Source organism: Nonomuraea sp. NPDC049725 (assembly GCF_040674795.1).
Classification (GTDB): Bacteria; Actinomycetota; Actinomycetes; order Streptosporangiales; family Streptosporangiaceae; genus Nonomuraea; species Nonomuraea ceibae.
In genome coordinates, this window is the sequence record NZ_JBFANJ010000009.1 from 157,534 (window position 1) to 178,390 (window position 20,857).

A 20,857-nucleotide genomic window follows, 5' to 3' on the forward strand; every position below is an offset into this window, starting at 1 on the left:
ATGGCGGTCATGCGCGGCGCGGGTCCCACCGGAAGTAGCGGCGGGTGGACCAGAGGCCGACGCCGATCCACAGCAGCCCGATCCCGATCGCGACGGCCGACACCTGGAACGACTCCAGGAAGCCCACGGCGGGGGCGGCGTCGGCGGCGAAGTCGCGGCCCAGGATCGCGGTGCGCATCATCGCCACGATGGGCGACAGCGGCAGCATCTCGGCGACCCGCTGACCCCACTCGGGCAGCACGCTCACCGGGAACATGAGCCCGGCGCCGAACATGCTCACGAACAGCACGGGCAGCGCCACGAGCTGGGCCACCTCGTAGTTGGGGATCAGCCCGGCCGTGCCGATCGCCAGCGCGGCGAACACGGCGGCGCCCAGCAGGAACGCGAGCAGCAGCAGCGGGACGTTGCTCGGCATCGGCGCGCCGGCCACGCCCATGGCGAACACCAGAATGATCACCGCCTGGACCGCCCCCAGGATGGTCGCGTGCACGATGTCACCGGCGAAGATCGCGCTGGTGGGCAGCGCGCTGCCGCGCAGCCGCTTGTAGACGCGCTCCTCGCGCCGCACCACCACGGCGGTGGCGATCGTCATGTACGAGAACGGCAGCACCACCGCGATCGCGCTCACCGCCGCGAACACCCCGCCCGGCACGCCGTTCACCATCTCGGCCCCCTGCGGGCCGCTCGTGTAGACGAACGCCAGGAACAGCGGCAGCAGCAGGACCGTGAACGCCATGCCGCGCTGCCTCAGCAGGACCGTCTGGTTGAGCCGCGCCTGCGCCCACACCATCGACAACCAGTTCACGCCGCCACCCTCTCCGCCGCTGCCACCTCAAGGAAGATCTCTTCGAGCGTCGGCCTGCGGACCTCCAGGCCGTCCAGCTCCCTGCCGTGCTGGTGCGCCCAGCTCAGCAGCACCCGCAGGTCCTCCTGCGGCTGGTGGGTCTCCACCGTGTACGCATCGCCGCTCAGCGTCACCGAGCGCCCGGCCGTGCCCGGCACGTACGGCAGGTCGCCGGGCAGGACGCCGGGCAGCCGGAACGTGACACGGGTGCCGCGCCCGCCGACCACGTCGGCCAGCGACCCCTCGGTGACGATCCGGCCGCCGTGCATGATGGCCAGACGCTGCGCGAGCTGCTCGGCCTCGTCCAGGTAGTGGGTCGTGAGCAGGACGGTGGTGCCCTCGGCGACCATGTCGCGGATCAGCTCCCACACGTTGCGCCGCGCCTCGGGGTCCAGCCCGGTCGTGGGCTCGTCGAGGAAGAGCAGCTCGGGCCGGCCGAGCACGGCCAGCGCCAGGTCCAGGCGCCGCTTCTCGCCGCCGGAGAGCTGGGAGACGCGCACGCCCGCCCGGTGGGGGAGCCCGACCCGCTCCAGCACCTCGCCCCTGGGCAGGGCGTTCGGGGTCCAGCGGCGCCAGGCGTCGACGGTCTCGGCGACCGTGAGGTCCTTGTAGAAGCCCGCCTCCTGGAGCACGATGCCCATCCGGTGGCGCACCTCGGCACGCTCGCCGATCGGGTCGTGGCCGAGCACGCGTACCTGGCCGCTCGTCGGCGGCGCGTAGCCGGCCAGCACGTCGAGCGTGGTCGTCTTGCCCGCGCCGTTGGTGCCGAGCAGCGCGTACAGCTCGCCGCGGCCGACCTCGAAGCCGATTCCCCTGACCGCTTCGAAGTCGCCGTACTTCTGGTGCAGGTCCCGCACCTCGATCGCTGTCGTGTTCACGGACCTCACTCTGCCGGGCGGAGGGGCCCGCCCGGCAGTGTGCGTTCTCAGCGATCTCCCGGGAGGATCGCGGGGTCAGACGGTGACATTTGTCATGCGGCCGCCGCGTGCTCGGTCCTGGTGGGCAGCGGGGTGATCTCGGCGCTCTCCCGGCGGGGCAGGAACCGGGCGGCGCCCGCGATCAGCAGGCCCAGCACGACGGCCAGGCCGAGCGCCGTACGCAGCGACGTGGCGTCCGACAGGAAGCCGATCACCACCGGGCCCAGCAGCAGGCCCGCGTAGCCCATCGCCCCGGCCTGGGCGATCGCCGGGCCCGGGTTGGGGGTGGCGGTGCCGGCCAGCGAGAGCGTCAGCGGCGAGATCGTCGCCACGCCGAGGCCGACGAAGAACACCGCGCCGAGCGCCACCACGGCGGCGGGCGCGGCCAGCACGACGGCGAAGAACCCGGCCGTGGCCAGCCCGGAGACGGTCAGCATGCCGCGCACGCCGAAGCGGGAGCGCAGCCGGTCACCGGTGAGCCGGGCGATCAGCATGCCCAGCTCGAAGATCGGGTAGCCGAGCGCGGCCACGGCCTCCGGCGCGCCCATGGTGTCGCGCATGTACAGGCCGTTCCAGTCGGCGACCGTGCCCTCGACCATGAACGCGAAGAACATCAGTGCGCCGAGCAGGTAGACGACCGGCGGCATGCGGCGGCGGGCCGCCGTCGCGCCCTCGGCGACGGGGGCCTCGGGCAGGTAGGTCCGGCCGACGGCGATCATCACGGGCAGGGCGAGCAGGCCGACCAGCGCCACGTTGGCGGTGAACGACAGGCCCAGCGCGATCGACAGGCTGCCGACGCCGCCCGCCGCGATCGCGCCGACGCACCAGCCGGCGTGCATGCCGTTCATCAGCGGCCGGCCGTAGGCGCGCTCGACCGTGGAGCCCTGGGCGTTCATGGCGATGTCGACCATGCCGAACGCCATGCCGAACAGCGTCACCGCGCCGAGCAGCACCGGCAGGTCGGGCGCGAACGCCACCCCCACCAGGCTGAGCGCGGTCAGCGGCCCGCCCACGCGCAACACCGTCCGGCTGCCGGCGCGGGCCATGACGCGGCGCATCGACTGCATGGTCACCAGCGCGCCCAGCCCCCACACGAGCAGGATGGTGCCGACCATGGATTCCGACAGATGGAGCTTGTCGGTCAGCGCGGGGATGCGCACGGTCATCGTGCCCACCATCAGACCGGCCAGGACGAAGGTGAGGACCGCCCCGTACCGGGCCATCCTCAGGTCGCGCGTCATAAGGCACCTCACAAAAGCCCGGCTCGCGCGAGCCGGGCGGGAACGAACGGAAAGGAGAAAAAGGGGGGAGGGAGAAGGGGGAAAGGTCAGAGCATGGACCGCAGGCGGGCCTCCAGGGCCCTCAGGTCGCTCTCGCTGTTGAGCTCCGGCTCGTGGCTGGCCACGTCCCAGAGCCCTTCACAGGCCAGGCGCACGATCTGCGAGGCGAGCGGGTCGGGCTCGTCGGCGAGCTCTTCGCGGTGCCATCGGGCCATCGCCTCACGCAGCGGGGCGAGCAGGAAGATGTTGCCCGACGCGCCGGTGACGACGGCCCATCGTCGCAGCCTGCCCTGACGGACGGCGGCCAGCGTGGCGCCGAGGTAGCGCTCGGTGTAGGTGGCGTCGTCCTGGGCGGCCAGGAGATCGTCGAACTCCTGGATCAGCCGCTCGACCATGCCCTTGATCAGGGCTTCCTTGGTCGCGAAATGGTAGAGGAGGCCGCCCTTGCTCACACCGGCGCGGTCGGCGACGGCGGACAGGGTCAGCGCGGCCGAGCCCTGGTCGCAGAGCAGATCCTCTGCGGCGTCCAGCAGCTCGTCCCTTCTCATGCCGTCTACTGTACCGTCCGGACGGTACAGTAGCAAACGAGATACCCTAGCCGGGTGAGCAGACCGTCGGCCTATCTTGATCACGCGGCGACCACGCCCATGCTTCCCGAGGCGATCGAGGCCATGACGGAGCAATTGGGCAGGGTCGGCAACGCCTCCTCCCTGCACGCCGCCGGCCGCGAGGTCCGCCGGGTCGTCGAGGAGTCACGCGAGACCATCGCCGACGCGCTCGGCGCCCGCCCCAGCGAGGTCGTGTTCACCTCCGGCGGCACCGAGGCCGACAACCTCGCCATCAAGGGCCTCTACTGGGCCCGCCGCCCCCGGCAGCGCCTGCTGATCAGCTCGGTCGAGCACCACGCCGCCCTCGACCCGGCCCAGTGGCTGGCCGACAGCCAGGCCGCCCAGGTCGAGCTGCTGCCGGTCGACGAGCACGGCCGCGTCCACCCCGACACGCTGCGCGCCGCCGTCGAGCGCGACCCCGACGACGTCGCCATGATCAGCGTCATGTGGGCCAACAACGAGGTCGGCACCATCCAGCCGGTCCACGTCCTGGCCGCCATCGCCCGCGACCACGGCATCCCGTTCCACACCGACGCCGTCCAGGCCGTCGGCCAGCTCCCGGTGTCGTTCGCCGAGTCCGGCGCCGACGCGCTCACCCTCACCGGCCACAAGATCGGCGGCCCGATGGGCGTCGGCGCCCTGCTGCTGGCCAGGGGCCTCACCCCGGTCTCCGTCCAGCACGGCGGCGGCCAGGAGCGCGACGTGCGCTCCGGCACCCTCGACGCCCCCGCCATCGCCGGCCTCGCCGCCGCCGTGCGCACCGCCGTCAAGGAGCAGGCCGAGCAGCAGCGCCGCCTCACCGCCCTGCGCGACGACCTCATCGAGCGCGTACGGCGAGCCGTCCCCGACGTCGTGCTCAACGGCGACCCCGACGACCGGCTGCCCGGCAACGCGCACTTCTCCTTCCCCGGCTGCGAGGGCGACGCGCTGCTCATGCTGCTAGACGCCAGGGGCGTGGAGTGCTCGACCGGGTCGGCCTGCTCGGCCGGGGTGGCCCAGCCGTCACATGTGCTGCTGGCGATGGGCGCCGACGCGGCGGCGGCCCGCGGCTCGCTGCGCTTCACGCTCGGCCACACCTCGACCAAGGCCGACGTCGACCGGCTGATCGAGGTGCTCCCGGCGGCCGTCGAACGCGCCCGCCGGGCCGGCCTCAGCTGATGAACGCCGCCACCGCGCTCCACGCGGGGTCGGTGGCGACGTCGACGCGGGCCTTGCCCTCGCCCCACGTCGCGGCCAGCTCCTCGACCTGACCGCGCACCTCGCCCGCCGGGTCGGCGTAGAGGTGGAAGATCCGGTGCCCCTCGGCGCTCAGGTGGGCGGCCAGCACCCACGCGCCCGGGACGCGCGACAGCCGCTCCTCGAAGTCGCGCAGCGCCTCGACGGAGTCGCCGGCGGGCAGCTTGCCCGCGTCGCGGCCGGCGTAGGGCAGGGTGACGGCCAGGTGCTCGTCGTAGAGCGGGTAGTCGACCGGCCGCAGCGGGAAGCGGGCCGCCGCCGTCAGCGGCTTGCCCCGGGCCGTCCTGCCCTCCAGCGCCACCCACTGCTCCCCGTCGAACTCCGCGGCCAGGTCGGCCACCACGGCGGGCAGGTGGACGGCGGGCACCGCGTCGATCGGCTGGAACGTCACCGCGGTGATCTCGCCCACCCAGCGGGCCACGTCGTCCTCGCCGAGCACCGCGTCGAGCGCCAGCAGCGCCGCGTCTAGCCGGGCGTCGTCGTCCAGCTCGGAGAAGATCGGGTGGTAGGCGGACACGTCGACCCGGGGCGCGCCGCGCGGCACCCGCAGCCCGAGCACCAGCTTGCCCACCCCGAGCTCGTAGCCGCCCGCCTCCAGCGTGAGCTCACCAGCCTGCGGGTTGGCCTGCCGCGACGGGTGGAACTCCCACACCAGGTCGGCCGGCGGAGCCGCCAGCGCCCAGCGGTGGGCCAGAGGCCGCAGCTCGGCGTCACCGGCGGCGGTCACGACCAGCGCGTGGACGGCGTTGCGGCCCGGCGCCACCTCGCAGACGAGGCCGGAGTGCAGCGCGCTGACGGCCGGGGCCAGCGTCTCGGCGAGGGAGGCGCGGTCGCCGGCGGCCACCTTCGCGTCGAGCCCGGGACGGGCGTCCTCCCACCACCGCCAGAATTCCGCGATGCGCTCGGCGGAGTCGTCCTCGCCGTTCTTGCGCCCGAACAGTCGCATGCCGTAGATACTCCCAGACGGCAGCCGCGGGTCGCACAGCAAGTACGCTGGGATGGTCATGGGAATGCGTGTGCTTGCCGCCATGTCGGGCGGCGTCGACTCAGCCGTGGCCGCCGCGCGGATCGCCGAGGCCGGTCACGATGTCACCGGTGTGCATCTGGCCCTGTCGGCCAACCCGCAATCGCACCGCACGGGCGCGCGCGGCTGCTGCACGGTCGAGGACTCGCGCGACGCCCGCCGCGCCGCCGACGTGATCGGCATCCCCTTCTACATCTGGGACATGGCCGAGCGCTTCCAGCGTGACGTGGTGGAGGACTTCGTCGCCGAGTACGCGGCCGGTCGCACCCCCAACCCGTGCCTGCGCTGCAACGAGAAGATCAAGTTCGCGGCGGTGCTCGACCGGGCGCTGGCGCTCGGCTTCGACGCCGTCGCCACCGGCCACCACGCCCAGCTCGTCGACGGCGTGCTCTCGCGCAGCGTCGACGCCGGCAAGGACCAGTCGTACGTGCTCGGCGTGCTCACCCGCGAGCAGCTCAGCCACGCGATCTTCCCGCTGGGCGGCTCCACCAAGGCCGAGGTGCGCGCCGAGGCCGCCCGGCGCGGCCTGACCGTCGCCGACAAGCCCGACAGCCACGACATCTGCTTCATCGCCGACGGCGACACGCGCGGCTTCCTGGCCAAGCGGCTCGGCTCGGCCGAGGGCCCGATCGTCGACGAGGGCGGCGAGGTCGTCGGCAGCCACCACGGCGCCCACGGGTTCACCGTCGGCCAGCGCAAGGGCCTGCGCATCGACCGGCCCGCGCCCGACGGCCGGCCGCGCTACGTGCTGTCGATCGAGCCGGTGTCCAACACGGTGACCGTCGGCCCCCGCTCGGCGCTGGAGGTCACCTCGATCTCCTGCGAGCGCCCGGTGTGGAACGGCCCCGAGCCCGACGGCGAGCTGACCGTCCAGCTCAGGGCGCACGGCGAGGTCTACGGGTGCCGCTTCGAGGAGCGCGACGGCGGTCTGGTCATCGACCTCGACCGGCCCGCGACCGGGGTGGCGGCGGGCCAGGCCGCGGTGCTCTACTCGGGCGCCACGGTGATCGGCTCCGCCACCATTGCCTCGGCCGCCTAGAGCGTGACCGACTCGCCGGTCTTCAGCCGCCGCATGTCGGCCTTCTGCACGTCCGACTCCAGCCGCAGGTAGTTGTCGACCAGGCCCAGCCCGAAGTCGTTGAGCAGCCCGTCATGAGTGGAGAACGCCCGTGCGGGCCGCACCTCCCGCAGATAGCCGACCATCTCCGACAGCTTCATCCACGGCGCGTTGGTGGGCACCAGCAGCGTGGGCACCTCGACGCCCGGCACCGTCAGCGCGTCGCCGGGGTAGAACACCTCGTCGTCCACGAGAAACCCGACATTGCTGACGATCGGCACGTCCGGATGGTTCTTGGCGTGCCACTCGCCGAACACCCGGACCGAGAAACCGGCGGCCTGGAAGTCGTCGCCGTGCTCCACCACGTGGACCCGGACCGGCACGCCGGACAGCTCGGCGGCGACGGCCGCGCAGGTCCAGACCTCCAGGCCGGGCGAGGCGGCGGCCAGCCGGTCGATGTCGAGGTGGTCGGCGTGCTCGTGCGTGACCAGGACCGCGTCGGCGCCGTCGAGCACCGGATCGGCGGTGAACGTGCCCGGGTCGACCACCAGGACCTTGCCGTCCTTCTCCAGGCGTACGCAGGCGTGACCGTACTTCGTGAGCTTCATCCTCGAGAGCCTACGCTTGTCCCATGCTGACGTGGGGAGCCACCGGAGTCGGGTCGCATCCGGGCGAGGATCATCTTGAGGCGTTGCGCGTCGTGTTCGGGGAGGTGCCGGGGCTGCCCTACCTGCCGGAGCTGCCGGCGCGGGGGGTGGGGGCCGACCTGGTGGGCCGTACGGCGGCGCTGCTCGTCGACCTGCCCGTCGAGGTCCAGCCCTCCGGGTGGCGGATCGCCGGCCGGCCGGGCCGCGACCACCAGCGGGCACTCGACCACCTCCGGCGTGACCTCGACGGCCTGGAGGAGGTCGGCCACGACTACGCCGGGCCGCTCAAGCTGCAGGTGTGCGGGCCGTGGACGCTGGCCGGGGCGATCGAGCTGCGCCACGGCGACAAGGTGCTGTCCGACCCGGGGGCCGTGCGCGACATGATCGCCTCGCTGGCCCAGGGCGTCGCCGACCACTGCGCGGAGGTGCGGCGGCGGCTGCCCGGCGTGACCGGGATCGTGCTGCAGCTCGACGAGCCGGGGCTGCCCGGCGTGCTGGCGGGCACGGTGCCGACGGCGTCGGGGTTCGGGCGGCTGGCGGCGGTCGAGGAGTGGCGGGTGGAGGAGTCGCTGCGCTCCTTCACCGACCCGGTGGTGCACTGCTGCGCGCCGTCGACGCCGTTCGCGCTGCTGCGCCGGGCCGGCGTGCGGGCGGTCTCGGTGGACGCGGCGCTGATCAGGCGGCGCGACGAGGACGCCGTCGGCGAGTTGGTCGAGGCCGGGATCGGGCTGCTGCTCGGGGTGGTGCCCGGCAGGGACGCGCGGCTGCCCGACGTGGGCGTGGTGGCCGAGCCGGCGCTGGAACTGTGGCGGCGGCTCGGGTTCGCGCCGGAGCGGCTGGCCGGGCAGGTCGTGCTGACCCCGTCGTGCGGGCTCGCCGGGGCCTCGCCCGCCTACGCCAAGGCGGCGCTGGCGGCGTGCCGGCGGGCCGCCGACGTGCTGCGGGACGATCCTGGCAGCGAATAGGCTGGAGCGGCTACGGAGGGGAGTGCACGGGGTGAGCGAGCAGGCAGGGGGCGTGCCCGTGACCGCGCTGGAGCGGCACGCCGAGCTGAGCGAGCTGGTCGAGGACGCACGCTACCGCTACTACGTCGAGGACCAGCCGACGGTCAGCGACGCCCAGTTCGACGCGTGGTTCAACGAGCTGCTGGAGCTGGAGCGGGAGCATCCGTCGCTGCAGACGCCCGACTCGCCCACGCAGAAGGTCGGCGCTCCGGCGGCCGGCGACTTCGCCAAGGTCGACCACCTGGCCCGGATGGAGAGCCTGGACAACGTCTTCAACGCCGAGGGCATGGCGGAGTGGACGGCCAGGGCCGAGCGGCTGGCCGAGCACGACCCGGGCCCCTACCTGTGCGAGCTGAAGATCGACGGGCTGGCCGTGGCGCTGGTCTACCGTGACGGCAGGCTGGAGCGGGCCGCCACCCGCGGCGACGGGCGCACCGGTGACGACGTCACGGCCAACGTGCGCACGATCAAGGGCATCCCGCACCGGCTCACCGGCGACGACGTGCCGAGCCTGGTCGAGGTGCGCGGCGAGGTCTACATCCCGGTCGAGGACTTCAAGATCCTGAACGAGCAGCTCGTCGAGCAGGGCGTCGCGCCGTTCGCCAACCCGCGCAACTCGGCCGCCGGGACCCTGCGCCAGAAGGATCCGCGCGTCACCGCGCAGCGGCCGCTGCGCATGCTCGTGCACGGCGTCGGCGTCTGGGAGGGCGCGGCCGAGCCGCAGGCCCAGTCGCAGGTCTACGACCGGCTGCGGGAGTTCGGGCTGCCGGTCAGCGACCTGTACAAGGTGGTCGACGACCTCGACGGCGTCAACGCCTACATCGAGCACTACCGCGAGCACCGCCACGACCCGGCGTACGAGATCGACGGCGTGGTGGTCAAGGTCGACAGGTTCCGCATCCAGCGCGAGCTGGGCTCCACCTCGCGGGCGCCGCGCTGGGCGATCGCGTACAAGTACCCGCCGCAGGAGGTCAACACCAAGCTGCTGGACATCCAGGTCGGCGTGGGGCGCACCGGGCGGATCACCCCGTTCGCGGTGATGGAGCCGGTCGTGGTGTCCGGCTCGACGGTCGAGCGGGCCACGCTGCACAACGCGGCCGTGGTGGTCAAGAAGGGCGTGCTCATCGGCGACACGGTCGTGCTGCGCAAGGCGGGCGACGTGATCCCGGAGATCATCGGCCCCGTCGCCGCGCTGCGCGACGGCACCGAGCGGCCGTTCGAGATGCCGACCCACTGCCCCGAGTGCGGCACCGAGCTGGCCTACGAGCGCGAGGGCGACGCCGACCTGCGCTGCCCCAACGCGCGCGGCTGCCCGGCGCAGATCCGCGAGCGGCTGTTCTTCGCCTCGCGGCGCTCGGCCCTCGACATCCGCGGCCTCGGCTACGTCGCGGCCACCGCGCTCACCCAGCCGATCCCCTCGCAGGAGCCGGTGGTGCGCACCGAGGCCGACCTGTTCGACCTCACGCTGGAGCAGCTCGTCCCCATCAGGTCCGTGGTGCGCGACAAGGACTCCGGCCTGCCCAAGCTCGACGAGAAGACCGGCGAGGAGAAGGTCGTCTCGTTCTTCTCCAACGTCGACGGCCGGCCCAGCCAGAACGCCCACCTGCTGATGGACGAGCTCGCCCGCGCCAAGGAGGCGCCGCTGTGGCGGGTCCTGGTCGCGCTGTCGATCCGGCACGTCGGCCCGCCCACTGCCCAGGCGCTGGCCGAGGCGATGGGGTCGATCGAGGCCGTCATGGACGCCTCGGAGGAGGAGCTGGCCGAGGTTCCCGACATCGGCCCGCGCGTGGCGGCGACGATCCGGGAGTGGTTCCAGGTCGACTGGCACCGCGAGATCGTCACCCGCTGGAAGGCGGCGGGGGTGCGCATGCGCGACGAGCCGCCCGCGGACGTCGAGGAGCTGCCACAGACGCTCGACGGGCTCACCTTCGTGGTGACCGGCACGCTGCCCGACCACACCCGCGAGCAGGCGGGCGCGGCCATCGCCGCGCGGGGCGGCAAGGTGGCCGGCTCGGTGTCGAAGAAGACGTCGTTCCTGGTCGCGGGGGAGAACGCCGGGTCGAAGTATGACAAGGCGCTCTCGCTGAAGGTGCCGATCCTGGACGCCGAGGGCTTCCGCGCCCTGCTCGAACAGGGCCCCGAAGCCGCCGCCGAGCTGGCCTTCAAGGAAGAAACCCCGCCTACGTAGCGTTGGGCTAATGACACGCTGGGTGGGTATATGCCGGGAAGGCGACGTGACGGAACGTACGCGCTTGGTTTCGCGAAGTGGGGTTAAGGTCGTACCCTCCCATAGTGACCTAATGGGGGTTCTGTTACCGATGACTGACCCAACCGACACCCGCGACACAGGACCGCGCGTCGGCACGCCCCTCTGGGCGTTCCTCGCGGGCGTCACCGTGATCGGCTTCACCGCGCTCGTCGTCGCCCTGCTCAGGCTCGACACCGCCGAGTTCGCCGAGCTCGTCCGCACGCCGCTGTTCTGGGTGCTCGCGGTCCTGGTCGTCCTCGGTGAGCTGCGGCCCGTCATGGTGTCGTCCGCCACCGCCGTGGGCGGCACCTACCCGTCGACGATGTTCACCTTCGCCGTGCTGCTCCACTTCGGGCTGCCGGTCGCCGCGCTCATGCAGGCCGTCGCCGTCGTCGTCAACGGCGTGGCCACGCGCAAGGCCTGGCACCGGGTGATGTTCAACATCGCCCAGTCGACGCTCGCGCTGACCACCGCCGCCGTGGTGCTCGGCGTGTTCCGCATCGTGCCCAGCGCCGCCCTGCCGTGGGTGCCCTCGGGTCCCGACCTGCTCGCCATCGCGCTGTCCGGCGTCGCCTACTTCGCCGCCCGCGCCATGCTCGTCAGCGGCGCGGTCGCCCTGCACGAGCGCCGCTCGATCGTGCGCGTCCTGCGGGTCACCGCCGGCCCGCAGAGCCTCGTGTACGCCGCGCTCCTCGGCCTGGCCCCGCTGGTCGTCGTCGTCATGAGCCATTCGCCGGGGCTGGTGCCGCTGTTCGTGGCGCCGCTCGCGGCCGTTTACTTCACCGCCACGCTCTCCATGCGCCGCGACCACCAGGCGCTGCACGACGAGCTGACCGGGCTGCCCAACCGCAAGATGCTCATCGTCTCCACCGAGGAGGCGCTCGCCGAGGCCCGCCAGGACGAGCGGGTCGGCCTCTTCCTCCTCGACCTCGACCGGTTCAAGGAGGTCAACGACACGATGGGGCACCCGGTCGGCGACCGGCTGCTGCAACTGGTCGCCCACCGCCTCACCCACTCCGTCCGGCCCGGCGACGTCGTGGCCCGGCTGGGCGGCGACGAGTTCGCGGTGCTGCTGCCGTCCATCCGCGACGCCCACGCGGCCCGTGAGGTCGCCGCCCGGCTGCGGGCCGCGCTGACCGAGCCCGTACGGCTCGAAGGCATGTCCTTCGACCTCGACGGCTCCGTCGGCATCGCCCTCTACCCTGACCACGCCCCCGACTTCGAGCTGCTGCTCCAGCGCGCCGACGTCGCCATGTACCTGGCCAAGGAAGGCCGCACCGGGGTGGAGCTCTACCAGCCGGACAAGGACCGCAACTCGCCCGAACGGCTCAACCTGCTCGGCGACCTGCGCCGCGCCATCGACAACGCCGACCTCAAGCTGCACTACCAGCCCAAGGTCGGCCTCACCGGCGGCGCCATCCACGGCGTCGAGGCGCTGCTGCGCTGGCACCACCCCGTGCACGGGCCGATCGCCCCGTCCGACTACATCCCGCTCGCCGAGCAGTCCTACCTCATGCGCCAGCTCACCGAGTACGTCATCCACGAGGCGCTGGAGCAGGCCGCCCGCTGGTGGCACACCGGGCTGCAGATCCCGATCTCGGTCAACATCTCCGCCCGCGACCTGCTCGGCTCCGCGCTGCCCGAACAGCTCGAAGCCGGCCTGGCCAAGCTCCGGCTGCCGCCCGCCGCCATCCAGCTGGAGGTCACCGAGCGCATCCTGACCGGCGAGCAGGCCTACACCCACGAGACCATCAAGGCCCTGGCCACCCTCGGCGTCCCCCTGGCGCTCGACGACTTCGGCACCGGCTACTCCTCGCTCATCCGGCTCCAGCGGCTGGCGGTCTCCGAGGTGAAGATCGACGCCTCGTTCGTGCGCCGCATCGCCGAGTCCGAGGACGACGACCGCATCGTCCGCTCCATCGTCGACCTGGTCCGCTCCCTCGGCCTGCGCTCGGTCGCCGAGGGCGTAGAGTCCGACGAGGTCGCCCTGCGGCTGGCCGAGATGGGCTGCGACGTCGGCCAGGGATGGCTGTTCGGCCAGCCCATGCCCGCCGCCGACGCCACCGCCTGGCTGCTGCGCCGCGCCGACGCCCCCTACGACCTTCGCTCCGAGGTCACCCAGACCGCCTGACCAGCGGACCGGCGCACGGGTAATGGTTCGGAGGCGATCGGCCGACGCCCCTAGGATGTGAGTGTCCAAACTCCATCCACGAAACGGGTTCAACGACTCATGTCCGCCATAACCCGCGACGAGGTCGCGCATCTGGCCCGGTTGTCCAGGCTGGCGCTCACCGACGACGAGCTCGACCACTACGCCACGCAACTCGATGCCATCATCGAGTCGGTCGCGAAGGTGGCAGAGGTCGCCGCCGAGGACGTGCCGCCTTCGTCGCACGCTCTCCCGCTGACCAACGTTTTCCGTCCCGACGAGGTGCGACAGTCCCTGACGCCCGAGCAGGCCCTTTCGGGCGCTCCCGCCGTCGAGGACGACCGCTTCCGGGTGCCGCGCATCCTCGGGGAGGAGGCATGAGCCTGATCCGCAAGACGGCCGCCGAGCTGGGCGCGATGATCGCCGCCGGTGAGGTGTCGGCCGCCGAGGTGGCCGAGGCGCACCTCGACCGGATGGCCGAGGTCGAGCCCAAGGTCAAGGCGTTCCTGCACGTCGACCGCGAGACCACGCTGGAGCAGGCCAGGGCCGTCGACGCCCGGCTGAAGGCGGGGGAGAAGCTCGGGCCGCTGGCCGGGGTGCCGATCGCGCACAAGGACATCTTCACCACCCGCGACATGCCGACCACGGCCGCGTCCAAGATCCTGCAGGGCTGGCGCCCGCCCTACGACGCGACCGTGACGCGCCGGCTGCGCGAGGCCGGGCTGGTCATCCTGGGCAAGACCAATCTGGACGAGTTCGCCATGGGCTCCTCCACGGAGAACTCCGCCTACCAGCTCACGCACAACCCGTGGGACCTGACCAGGGTGCCCGGCGGCTCGTCGGGCGGCTCCAGCGCGGCCGTGGCCGCCTACGAGGCGCCGCTGTCGACGGGCACCGACACGGGCGGCTCGATCCGCCAGCCGGCCGCGGTGACCGGCATCGTGGGCATGAAGCCGACCTACGGCGGCTCGTCCCGCTACGGCCTGATCGCCTTCGCCAGCTCGCTCGACACGCCGGGCCCGTTCGCCCGCAACGTGCTCGACGCCGCGCTGCTGCAGGAGGCGTTCTCCGGGCACGACCCGATGGACTCGACCTCCATCGACGCCCCGGTCCCGTCCGTCGTCGAGGCCGCCCGCAACGGTGACGTGGCCGGGATGCGCATCGGCGTCGTGCGCGAGTTCGCCGGCGGCGACGGCGTCCAGCCGGGCGTGCTGGCCCGCTTCAACGAGGCAGTCCAGCTCCTGGAGTCGCTCGGCGCCAAGGTCGTCGAGGTCTCCTGCCCGTCGTTCGCGAGCGCGCTGCCGGCCTACTACCTGATCGCGCCGTCGGAGTGCAGCTCCAACCTGGCCCGCTTCGACGCCATGCGCTACGGCCTGCGCGTCGGCGACGACGGCACGCGCAGCGCCGAGGAGGTCATGGCGCTGACCCGGGCGGCCGGGTTCGGCCCCGAGGTCAAGCGGCGCATCATGCTCGGCACCTACGCGCTGTCGAGCGGCTACTACGACGCCTACTACGGCCAGGCGCAGAAGGTCCGCACGGTCATCGCCCGCGAGTTCGAGGCCGCCTACCAGCAGGTGGACGTGCTGATCTCGCCGACGACGCCGACGACGGCGTTCCCGATCGGCGAGCGCGCCGACGACCCCATGGCCATGTACCTGGCCGACCTCTACACCATCCCGTCCAACCTGACGGGCAACGCGGCCATCTCGGTGCCGTGCGGCCTGGCGGACGAGGACGGTCTGCCGGTCGGCCTGCAGATCATGGCCCCGGTCCTGGGCGACGACCGCTGCTACCGGGTCGGCGCCGCCGTCGAGAAGGCCCTGGAGAGCCGCTGGGGCGGCCCGTTGCTGAAGGAGGCCCCGTCGCTATGACCATGGTCTATGACGAAGCGCTCGAACGGTTCGAGCCGGTGCTCGGGCTGGAGACGCACGTCGAGCTGGGCACCAACTCCAAGATGTTCTGCGGCTGCCGCACCGCGTTCGGCGCGCCGGCCAACACGCAGGTGTGCCCGACGTGCCTGGCGCTGCCCGGCGCGCTGCCGGTGGCCAACGCCGCCGCGATCGAGTCGACGATCCGGATCGGGCTGGCGCTCAACTGCTCGATCGCCGAGTGGTGCCGCATGGCCAGGAAGAACTACTTCTACCCGGACATGCCGAAGAACTACCAGATCTCCCAGTACGACGAGCCGCTCTGCTTCGACGGCTACATCGACGTCGAGGTCTACGGCGAGACGGTGCGGATCGAGATCGAGCGTGTGCACCTGGAGGAGGACACCGGCAAGTCGACCCACGTGGGCGGCGCGACGGGCCGCATCCACGGGGCCGATTACTCGATCGTCGACTATAACCGGGCGGGCATCCCGCTGGTCGAGATCGTCACCAAGCCGATCCCGGGCACCGACCGGCTCGCGCCGGAGGTGGCCAGGGCGTACGTGACGGAGCTGCGCGAGATCATGCGCTCGCTGGGCGTCTCCGACGTGCGCATGGAGGAGGGCTCGCTGCGCTGCGACGTGAACGTCTCGCTCATGGAGCGCGGCGCCTCCGAGTGGGGCACCCGTACGGAGACCAAGAACGTCAACTCGCTGCGCAGCGTCGAGCGGGCGGTGCGCAGCGAGATCGAGCGGCAGGCGGGCGTGCTGGCCGGCGGCGGCCGGATCGTGCAGGAGACGCGCCACTTCCACGAGGACACCGGCACCACCACGCCCGGCAGGTCCAAGGAGGAGGCGCAGGACTACCGCTACTTCCCCGAGCCCGACCTGGTGCCGATCGCGCCGGACCCGGCGTGGGTGGCGGAGCTGAAGGCGGCGCTGCCGGAGCTGCCGTCGGTCCGGCGCAAGCGGCTGCAGGCCGAGTGGGGCCTGTCCGACCTCGACATGCAGGCGATGCACAACGCCGACGCGATCGAGTTGGTCGAGGCGACGGTCAAGGCGGGCGCGCCGGCCGCCGACGCGCGCAAGTGGTGGATGGGCGAGCTGGCCCGCCGCGCGAACGAGACGGCGACGCCGCTGGCCGACCTGCCGATCACGCCGGAGCAGATCGCCCGGGTGACCGAGCTGGTGGCGTCCGGGGCGCTCAACGACAAGCTGGCCCGCGAGGTGCTGGAGGGCGTGCTCGCTGGTGAGGGCACGCCGGACGACGTCGTGGAGAAGCGCGGGCTCAAGATCGTCAACGACGAGGGCGAGCTGTCGGCGATCATCGACGAGGTGCTGGCGGCCAACGCCGACGCGGCCGACAAGGTGCGGTCCGGCAAGATCGCGGCGGTCGGCGCGCTGGTGGGCGGCGTGATGAAGGCCAGCCGGGGCAAGGCCGACGCGGCTCGGGCGCGCGAGCTGATCCTGGAGAAGCTGGGCGTCTCCGCCTAGCGGCTCCGCACGTCCGTACGCGGCCTAGGTCCATCTGACCGGGTGGACCTAGGACCGCGGCGGGAGGTGCCCGCGCGCGCGACGGCCTAACGTCGGGTTCCATGAGACGAACTGCGTTGACAGCCGGCCTGGTGGCGATGGTGTCACTGGTGGCCTTCGAGTACGTCGCCGTCGCGGTGGCCATGCCCGTCGTGGCGGCGGATCTGGACGGTGTGGGACTTTACGGCCTGGCGTTCAGCGGGGCGATGGCCGCCGCCGTGGTGGGCACGGTGCTCGGCGGTCGGTGGGCCGACCTGCGCGGGCCGCTGGCGCCGTTGTGGACCGGGGTGGCCGGTTTCATCGGCGGCCTGTTGCTGGCGGGGCTGGCGCCCACGATGGAGGCGCTGATCGCCGGGCGGCTGGTGCAGGGCTTCGGCGGCGCGCTGGTGAGCGTGGCCCTCTACGTGGTGGTGGCGCGGGCGTACCCGGAGGAGCTGCATCCGAAGATCTTCTCCCTGTTCGCCACGGCCTGGGTGGTGCCGTCGATGGTGGGGCCGGCGATCGTCGGCCTGGTGGTCGACACGCTGGGCTGGCGGTGGGTGTTCCTGCTGGTGCCGATCCTGACCGTGGTGAGCGGGCTGGTGCTGGCGCGCGGGGTCGCCGGGCAGCCGGTGCGCGGCGGCCAGGGCACGCCCGCGCCGGGGCTGGCGGCCAAGGTCGCCTGGGCGGCCGTGACGGCGGTGGCGGCCGGGCTCATGCAGTACGGGAGCGGCGGTTCGCCGATCCTGCTGGTCGCCGGGCTGGTCATCCTGGCCGTGGCGCTGCCCAGGCTGCTGCCCGCCGGGACGCTGCGGGCCGCCCGCGGGCTTCCGGCGGTGGTCGGGCTGCGCGGGCTGGCGACCGGGGCGCTGTTCGCGGCCGAGGTGATCGTGCCGCTCATGCTGGTGCAGGAGCGCGGGCTGTCGCCGTTCCTGGCCGGGATCGCGATCACCGGCGGCGCGGTGACCTGGTCGTTCGCCTCGTGGCTGCAGGGGCGCGAGGTGTTCGGCCGGATGACGAACCTGGTGCTCGGCTCGGCCGCGCTGGCGGGCGGCATCCTGCTCATGGGCGCGGTGACGTTCGACGGGGTGCCGGTCGCGGTGGCCTACCCGTCGTGGATCCTGGCCGGGTTCGGCATGGGGCTGATCTATCCGACGCTGTCGGTGCTCACGCTGGAGCTGTCGGCTCCGGGCGAGGAGGGCGTCAACAGCTCGGCGCTGCAGGTGGGGGAGTCGGTGTTCTCGGTGGTGGCGGTCGCCATCACCAGCGCGCTGTTCACCGCCGTCGGCTCCGCCTACTGGGCGGTGTTCGCGGCCACGCTGGTGATGGCGCTGGCGGGCCTGGCGATCGCGCCCCGCGCGGTCCGCTCGGCCGTGCCCGCCGCCACCGCGTCGGCGTGACCCGCGGGCCCGGGGACGGTCCCGGGCCCGCGGGCGTCACCCGGCGCGCCGCGCCCAGAGCCTCCTGAACAGCGGCGTCAGCAGCGCCGCGCCCGACAGGAGCAGCAGCACCACCGACACCCAGCTCTCCACCAGCACGCTCACGTCGCCCGCGCCGATGGCCAGGGCGCGGCGGAGCTGGATCTCCGCCATCGGCCCGAGGATCATCCCGATCACCGCGGGGGCGACCGGGAGCCCGAAGCGCCGCATCGCGAACCCGAGCAGCCCGAGCACGAACAGCACGACCAGGTCCACGACGCTGGCCTTCAGCGCGTAGACGCCGAGCGCCGCGAACACCACGATCCCGGCATACAGGTACGGGCGCGGGATCAGCAGCAGTCGTGCCCACAGCGGCGCCAGCGGCAGGTTGAGCACGAGCAGCATGGCGTTGCCGATGAACAGCGACGCGATCATGCCCCACACCAGGGCCGGGTTGTGGTCGAACAGCTGCGGCCCGGGCTGCAGCCCGTACTGCTGGAAGGCGGCGAGCATGATGGCGGCGGTCGCGGACGTGGGCAGGCCCAGCGTCAGCAGCGGGACGAGGGTGCCGGCGGCGGAGGCGTTGTTGGCCGCCTCCGGCCCGGCGACGCCCTCGATGGCGCCCTTGCCGTACTCCTCGCGGGCGACGCCGCGCGCCAGGCGCTTCTCGGCCGCGTACGACAGGAAGGTGGGGATCTCGGCGCCGCCGCCGGGCAGCGCGCCGAACGGGAAGCCGAGCGCGGTCCCGCGCAGCCACGGCCGCCACGAGCGGCCCCAGTCGGAGCGGCCCATCCAGGCCCGCCCGACGGGCACCACCTCGGGCGCGGCGTGCCGCAGCCGCGACGCCACGTACAGGGCCTCGCCGAGCGCGAACAGCCCGACGGCGACGATCACCACGTCCACGCCGTCGAGAAGCTGCCGCAGGCCCAGCGTGAGCCGCGCCTGCCCGGTCTGCTGGTCGATGCCGATCAGCCCGATCACCAGGCCGAACCCGAGCGAGGCCAGGCCGCGCACGACCGAGCGCGACAGCACCGACGACACGGCGGTGAACGCCAGGATCGCCAGCGCGAAGTAGTCGGCGGGGCCGAACGAGATCGCGAAGCTCACCACGGCGGGCGCGGCCACCACGAGCAGCGCGGTGGCGATGGTCCCGGCCACGAACGAGCCGATGGCGGCCGTGGCCAGCGCCTGCGCCGCCCGCCCGCGCCGGGCCATCTTGTTGCCCTCCAGCGCCGTGATCATCGACGACGACTCGCCCGGCGTGTTGAGCAGGATGGAGGTGGTCGAGCCGCCGTACATGCCGCCGTAGTAGATGCCGGCGAACATGATGAACGCGCTGGCCGGCGGCACCGTGAAGGTGATCGGTAGCAGCAGCGCCACGGTCATCGCCGGCCCGATCCCCGGCAGCACGCCGACCAGCGTGCCCAGGGTGACGCCGATGAGCGCGTACATGAGGTTGACCGGGGTGAGCGCGGCGGCGAACCCGTCGAGCAGGAGCTGCACCGACTCCACTCAGATCACCCCCCGCAGCACCCCGGCGGGCAGCGTGACGCCCAGCCCCTTGACGAACAGCAGGTACGTGGTGACGGCCAGGATCACGGCGATGCCCGCGGCACGCAGCCGGTGGGCGGCGCCGAGCACCACCGACAGGCCGAAGAACAGCAGGCTCGCCGAGATGATCCAGCCGAGCAGGTCGAGCACCGCGGCGAAGCCCAGGAAGACGCCGCTGACCAGGCCGACGCTGCGCCAGTCGGCGGGCGCGTCGGGGTCGACGTCCTCGCTCTCCTCCGGGTCGCCGCGCCCGCCGCGCAGCACGTCGGCCACGTAGAACAGGCCGATGAGGACCATGGCGCCGCCCACGAGCATGGGGAAGAAGCGGGGGCCGAGGCCGAGCTGGGAGGCCGCCGCGGACACGTCCAGCGTGCCCACGACGACGAACACGCCCAGCCCCAGCACCACCAGTGCCAGCCCGAGCTCGGGCCGCCACCAGCGCGGGCGCTTGCCGGAATCAGCGGAGGGCATCAGGAGACGACGCCCAGCTCGGCGATGATCGCCTTGACCCGGGTCTGCTCGGCCGCCAGGTAGTCGGCGAACTCCTGGCCGGTCTGGAAGGAGTCGATCCAGCCGTTCTTGGCCACCGCGTCCTTCCACGCCTGGGAGTCGTGCATCTTGGTGACCAGGTCGGTCAGCGCCTTCTTGTCGGCGTCGCTGAGCCCGCCGGGCGCCACCATGCCGCGCCAGTTGGCCAGCTCCACGTCCAGGCCGCCCTCCTTCAGGGTGGGGGTGTCGAGGTCGGGCAGCCGCTCGCCGGAGGTCACGCCGAGCGCGCGCAGCTTGCCGGACTTCACGTGCTCGGCGAACTCGCCGACGCCCGAGATGCCGATCGTCACCTTGTTGCCGAGCAGCGCGTTGAGCGCCTCGCCGCCGCCGGAGTGCGCGATGTAGTTGACCTGCTTGGGGTCCACGCCCGCGGCCTTGGCCATGAGACCGGCCACGATGTGGTCGGTGCCGCCGGCCGAGCCGCCCGCGACCGAGACCTTGGCCGGGTCCGCCTTCCAGGCCGCGACCAGGTCGGCCAGCGTCTTCAGCGGCGACTCGGCCGGGACCACGACGATCTCGTACTCCTCGGTCAGCTTGGCGATCGGCGTGGTCTCGTCCAGCGTGACCTGGGACTTGTTCTGCTCGATGGCGCCGACCATGACCAGGCCCATCGTCATCAGCAGGTTGCCGTTGCCCTTCTCACCGGCGAGCTGGGCCAGGCCGATGGTGCCTCCCGCGCCGGGCACGTTGAACACCTCGACCTTGCGGTCGGGCGCGGCGGCCTTGATCGCCTGCTCGGCCGTGCGGGAGGTCTGGTCCCAGCCGCCGCCGGGCGAGGCCGGTGCCATGATCCGCAGCGCGCTGGTGCCGCCGCCCGTGCCGGTGTCGCCGCAGCCGGTGAGCGCGGCGACCGAGAGCGCCGCGAGGGCGGCGAGTATGCGCAGACGCATTGATCACTCCAAGGGGGGATTTCACCTTCTTGGGAACCGCATGGTGAGCCCGTACC

18 protein-coding genes are annotated in these 20,857 nt (G+C 72.6%); 9 read left to right on the top strand and 9 right to left on the bottom strand.

Annotated elements, in window-relative coordinates:
- Positions 1–7: 7 nt before the first annotated feature.
- The 4 genes from AB0J53_RS24120 to AB0J53_RS24135 form a co-directional block, all read right to left on the bottom strand.
- On the bottom strand, positions 8–805 hold the full coding sequence (locus AB0J53_RS24120; RefSeq protein ID WP_364175958.1) for an ABC transporter permease: 798 nt from the start codon (positions 803–805) through the stop codon (positions 8–10).
- The gene (locus tag AB0J53_RS24125; protein WP_308125623.1) at positions 802–1,722 is read right to left on the bottom strand and encodes an ABC transporter ATP-binding protein; all 921 of its coding nucleotides are present in this window, start codon (positions 1,720–1,722) and stop codon (positions 802–804) included. Before AB0J53_RS24125 ends, AB0J53_RS24120 begins: the two co-directional genes overlap by 4 nt.
- A gap of 92 nt (positions 1,723–1,814) precedes the next feature.
- The gene (locus tag AB0J53_RS24130; RefSeq protein ID WP_364175961.1) at positions 1,815–3,002 is read right to left on the bottom strand and encodes an MFS transporter; all 1,188 of its coding nucleotides are present in this window, start codon (positions 3,000–3,002) and stop codon (positions 1,815–1,817) included.
- Positions 3,003–3,088: 86 nt separating this feature from the next.
- Positions 3,089–3,589: a TetR/AcrR family transcriptional regulator gene (locus AB0J53_RS24135; protein ID WP_219501043.1), complete on the bottom strand. Its 501-nt coding sequence runs from the start codon at positions 3,587–3,589 to the stop codon at positions 3,089–3,091.
- Positions 3,590–3,643: 54 nt separating this feature from the next.
- Between AB0J53_RS24135 and AB0J53_RS24140 the strand changes: the two genes are divergently transcribed.
- Complete coding sequence (locus AB0J53_RS24140; RefSeq protein ID WP_364175965.1) at positions 3,644–4,807, top strand: cysteine desulfurase family protein; 1,164 nt, start codon at positions 3,644–3,646, stop codon at positions 4,805–4,807.
- On the opposite strand, the gene AB0J53_RS24145 is transcribed toward AB0J53_RS24140, so the two are convergent.
- Positions 4,800–5,831, bottom strand: coding sequence for a DUF695 domain-containing protein (locus AB0J53_RS24145; RefSeq protein ID WP_364175968.1), 1,032 nt, complete (start codon positions 5,829–5,831; stop codon positions 4,800–4,802). The genes AB0J53_RS24140 and AB0J53_RS24145 overlap by 8 nt on opposite strands.
- 58 nt (positions 5,832–5,889) lie before the next feature.
- On the opposite strand from AB0J53_RS24145, the gene mnmA reads away from it, so the two are divergent.
- Positions 5,890–6,948, top strand: a complete 1,059-nt coding sequence (mnmA, locus tag AB0J53_RS24150) for a tRNA 2-thiouridine(34) synthase MnmA (protein WP_364175971.1) — start codon at positions 5,890–5,892, stop codon at positions 6,946–6,948.
- Here the strand turns inward: mnmA and AB0J53_RS24155 are convergent.
- Positions 6,945–7,574, bottom strand: a complete 630-nt coding sequence (locus AB0J53_RS24155; RefSeq protein WP_219501046.1) for an MBL fold metallo-hydrolase — start codon at positions 7,572–7,574, stop codon at positions 6,945–6,947. The two genes, mnmA and AB0J53_RS24155, sit on opposite strands and share 4 nt — an antisense overlap.
- A 23-nt stretch (positions 7,575–7,597) precedes the next feature.
- Here AB0J53_RS24155 and AB0J53_RS24160 point away from each other — a divergent pair, with 23 nt between their 5' ends.
- The 7 genes from AB0J53_RS24160 to AB0J53_RS24190 all read left to right on the top strand — a co-directional run bounded on the left by AB0J53_RS24160 (position 7,598) and on the right by AB0J53_RS24190 (position 17,793).
- Entirely contained in the window at positions 7,598–8,578 is a 981-nt protein-coding gene (locus AB0J53_RS24160; RefSeq protein ID WP_364175974.1) for a methionine synthase, read from the top strand.
- 22 nt (positions 8,579–8,600) lie between these two features.
- Positions 8,601–10,805 (top strand): NAD-dependent DNA ligase LigA, encoded by a 2,205-nt coding sequence (gene ligA / locus AB0J53_RS24165; protein WP_364175977.1) that lies wholly within the window; start codon positions 8,601–8,603, stop codon positions 10,803–10,805.
- A gap of 130 nt (positions 10,806–10,935) precedes the next feature.
- Positions 10,936–12,996 carry an EAL domain-containing protein gene (locus tag AB0J53_RS24170; protein ID WP_364175980.1) on the top strand — a complete coding sequence of 687 codons (2,061 nt, stop codon included), beginning with the start codon at positions 10,936–10,938 and terminating at the stop codon, positions 12,994–12,996.
- A 99-nt stretch (positions 12,997–13,095) separates the two neighbouring features.
- Positions 13,096–13,395: an Asp-tRNA(Asn)/Glu-tRNA(Gln) amidotransferase subunit GatC gene (gene gatC, locus AB0J53_RS24175; RefSeq protein ID WP_049556801.1), complete on the top strand. Its 300-nt coding sequence runs from the start codon at positions 13,096–13,098 to the stop codon at positions 13,393–13,395.
- Positions 13,392–14,885: an Asp-tRNA(Asn)/Glu-tRNA(Gln) amidotransferase subunit GatA gene (gatA, locus tag AB0J53_RS24180; RefSeq protein ID WP_219501052.1), complete on the top strand. Its 1,494-nt coding sequence runs from the start codon at positions 13,392–13,394 to the stop codon at positions 14,883–14,885. The genes gatC and gatA overlap by 4 nt, the downstream gene beginning before the upstream one ends.
- A 2-nt stretch (positions 14,886–14,887) precedes the next feature.
- Positions 14,888–16,375: an Asp-tRNA(Asn)/Glu-tRNA(Gln) amidotransferase subunit GatB gene (gatB, locus tag AB0J53_RS24185; protein WP_219501228.1), complete on the top strand. Its 1,488-nt coding sequence runs from the start codon at positions 14,888–14,890 to the stop codon at positions 16,373–16,375.
- Positions 16,376–16,476: 101 nt separating this feature from the next.
- Positions 16,477–17,793 carry an MFS transporter gene (locus AB0J53_RS24190; protein ID WP_364175984.1) on the top strand — a complete coding sequence of 439 codons (1,317 nt, stop codon included), beginning with the start codon at positions 16,477–16,479 and terminating at the stop codon, positions 17,791–17,793.
- Between the two features lie 36 nt (positions 17,794–17,829).
- Here the strand turns inward: AB0J53_RS24190 and AB0J53_RS24195 are convergent, their stop codons facing one another.
- Genes AB0J53_RS24195 through AB0J53_RS24205 form a run of 3 tightly spaced genes read right to left on the bottom strand, consistent with a single transcriptional unit; the run spans position 17,830 to position 20,801 of the window.
- Complete coding sequence (locus tag AB0J53_RS24195; RefSeq protein ID WP_364175987.1) at positions 17,830–19,323, bottom strand: tripartite tricarboxylate transporter permease; 1,494 nt, start codon at positions 19,321–19,323, stop codon at positions 17,830–17,832.
- The gene (locus AB0J53_RS24200; RefSeq protein ID WP_219501057.1) at positions 19,324–19,833 is read right to left on the bottom strand and encodes a tripartite tricarboxylate transporter TctB family protein; all 510 of its coding nucleotides are present in this window, start codon (positions 19,831–19,833) and stop codon (positions 19,324–19,326) included.
- A complete protein-coding gene (locus AB0J53_RS24205; RefSeq protein ID WP_364175990.1) occupies positions 19,833–20,801 on the bottom strand; it encodes a tripartite tricarboxylate transporter substrate binding protein in 969 nt (322 codons plus the stop codon). The genes AB0J53_RS24200 and AB0J53_RS24205 overlap by 1 nt, the downstream gene beginning before the upstream one ends.
- Positions 20,802–20,857 lie beyond the last annotated feature (56 nt).

Coding starts and splice junctions, on each gene's coding strand:
- AB0J53_RS24205 (WP_364175990.1), bottom strand. CDS start 20,801: ATGCGTCTGCGCATACTCGCCGCCCTCGCGGCGCTCTCGGTCGCCGCG.
- AB0J53_RS24155 (WP_219501046.1), bottom strand. CDS start 7,574: ATGAAGCTCACGAAGTACGGTCACGCCTGCGTACGCCTGGAGAAGGAC.
- AB0J53_RS24135 (WP_219501043.1), bottom strand. CDS start 3,589: ATGAGAAGGGACGAGCTGCTGGACGCCGCAGAGGATCTGCTCTGCGAC.
- AB0J53_RS24170 (WP_364175980.1), top strand. CDS start 10,936: ATGACTGACCCAACCGACACCCGCGACACAGGACCGCGCGTCGGCACG.
- AB0J53_RS24200 (WP_219501057.1), bottom strand. CDS start 19,833: ATGCCCTCCGCTGATTCCGGCAAGCGCCCGCGCTGGTGGCGGCCCGAG.
- gatA (WP_219501052.1), top strand. CDS start 13,392: ATGAGCCTGATCCGCAAGACGGCCGCCGAGCTGGGCGCGATGATCGCC.
- mnmA (WP_364175971.1), top strand. CDS start 5,890: ATGGGAATGCGTGTGCTTGCCGCCATGTCGGGCGGCGTCGACTCAGCC.
- AB0J53_RS24145 (WP_364175968.1), bottom strand. CDS start 5,831: ATGCGACTGTTCGGGCGCAAGAACGGCGAGGACGACTCCGCCGAGCGC.
- gatB (WP_219501228.1), top strand. CDS start 14,888: ATGGTCTATGACGAAGCGCTCGAACGGTTCGAGCCGGTGCTCGGGCTG.
- AB0J53_RS24130 (WP_364175961.1), bottom strand. CDS start 3,002: ATGACGCGCGACCTGAGGATGGCCCGGTACGGGGCGGTCCTCACCTTC.
- gatC (WP_049556801.1), top strand. CDS start 13,096: ATGTCCGCCATAACCCGCGACGAGGTCGCGCATCTGGCCCGGTTGTCC.
- AB0J53_RS24160 (WP_364175974.1), top strand. CDS start 7,598: ATGCTGACGTGGGGAGCCACCGGAGTCGGGTCGCATCCGGGCGAGGAT.
- AB0J53_RS24190 (WP_364175984.1), top strand. CDS start 16,477: ATGAGACGAACTGCGTTGACAGCCGGCCTGGTGGCGATGGTGTCACTG.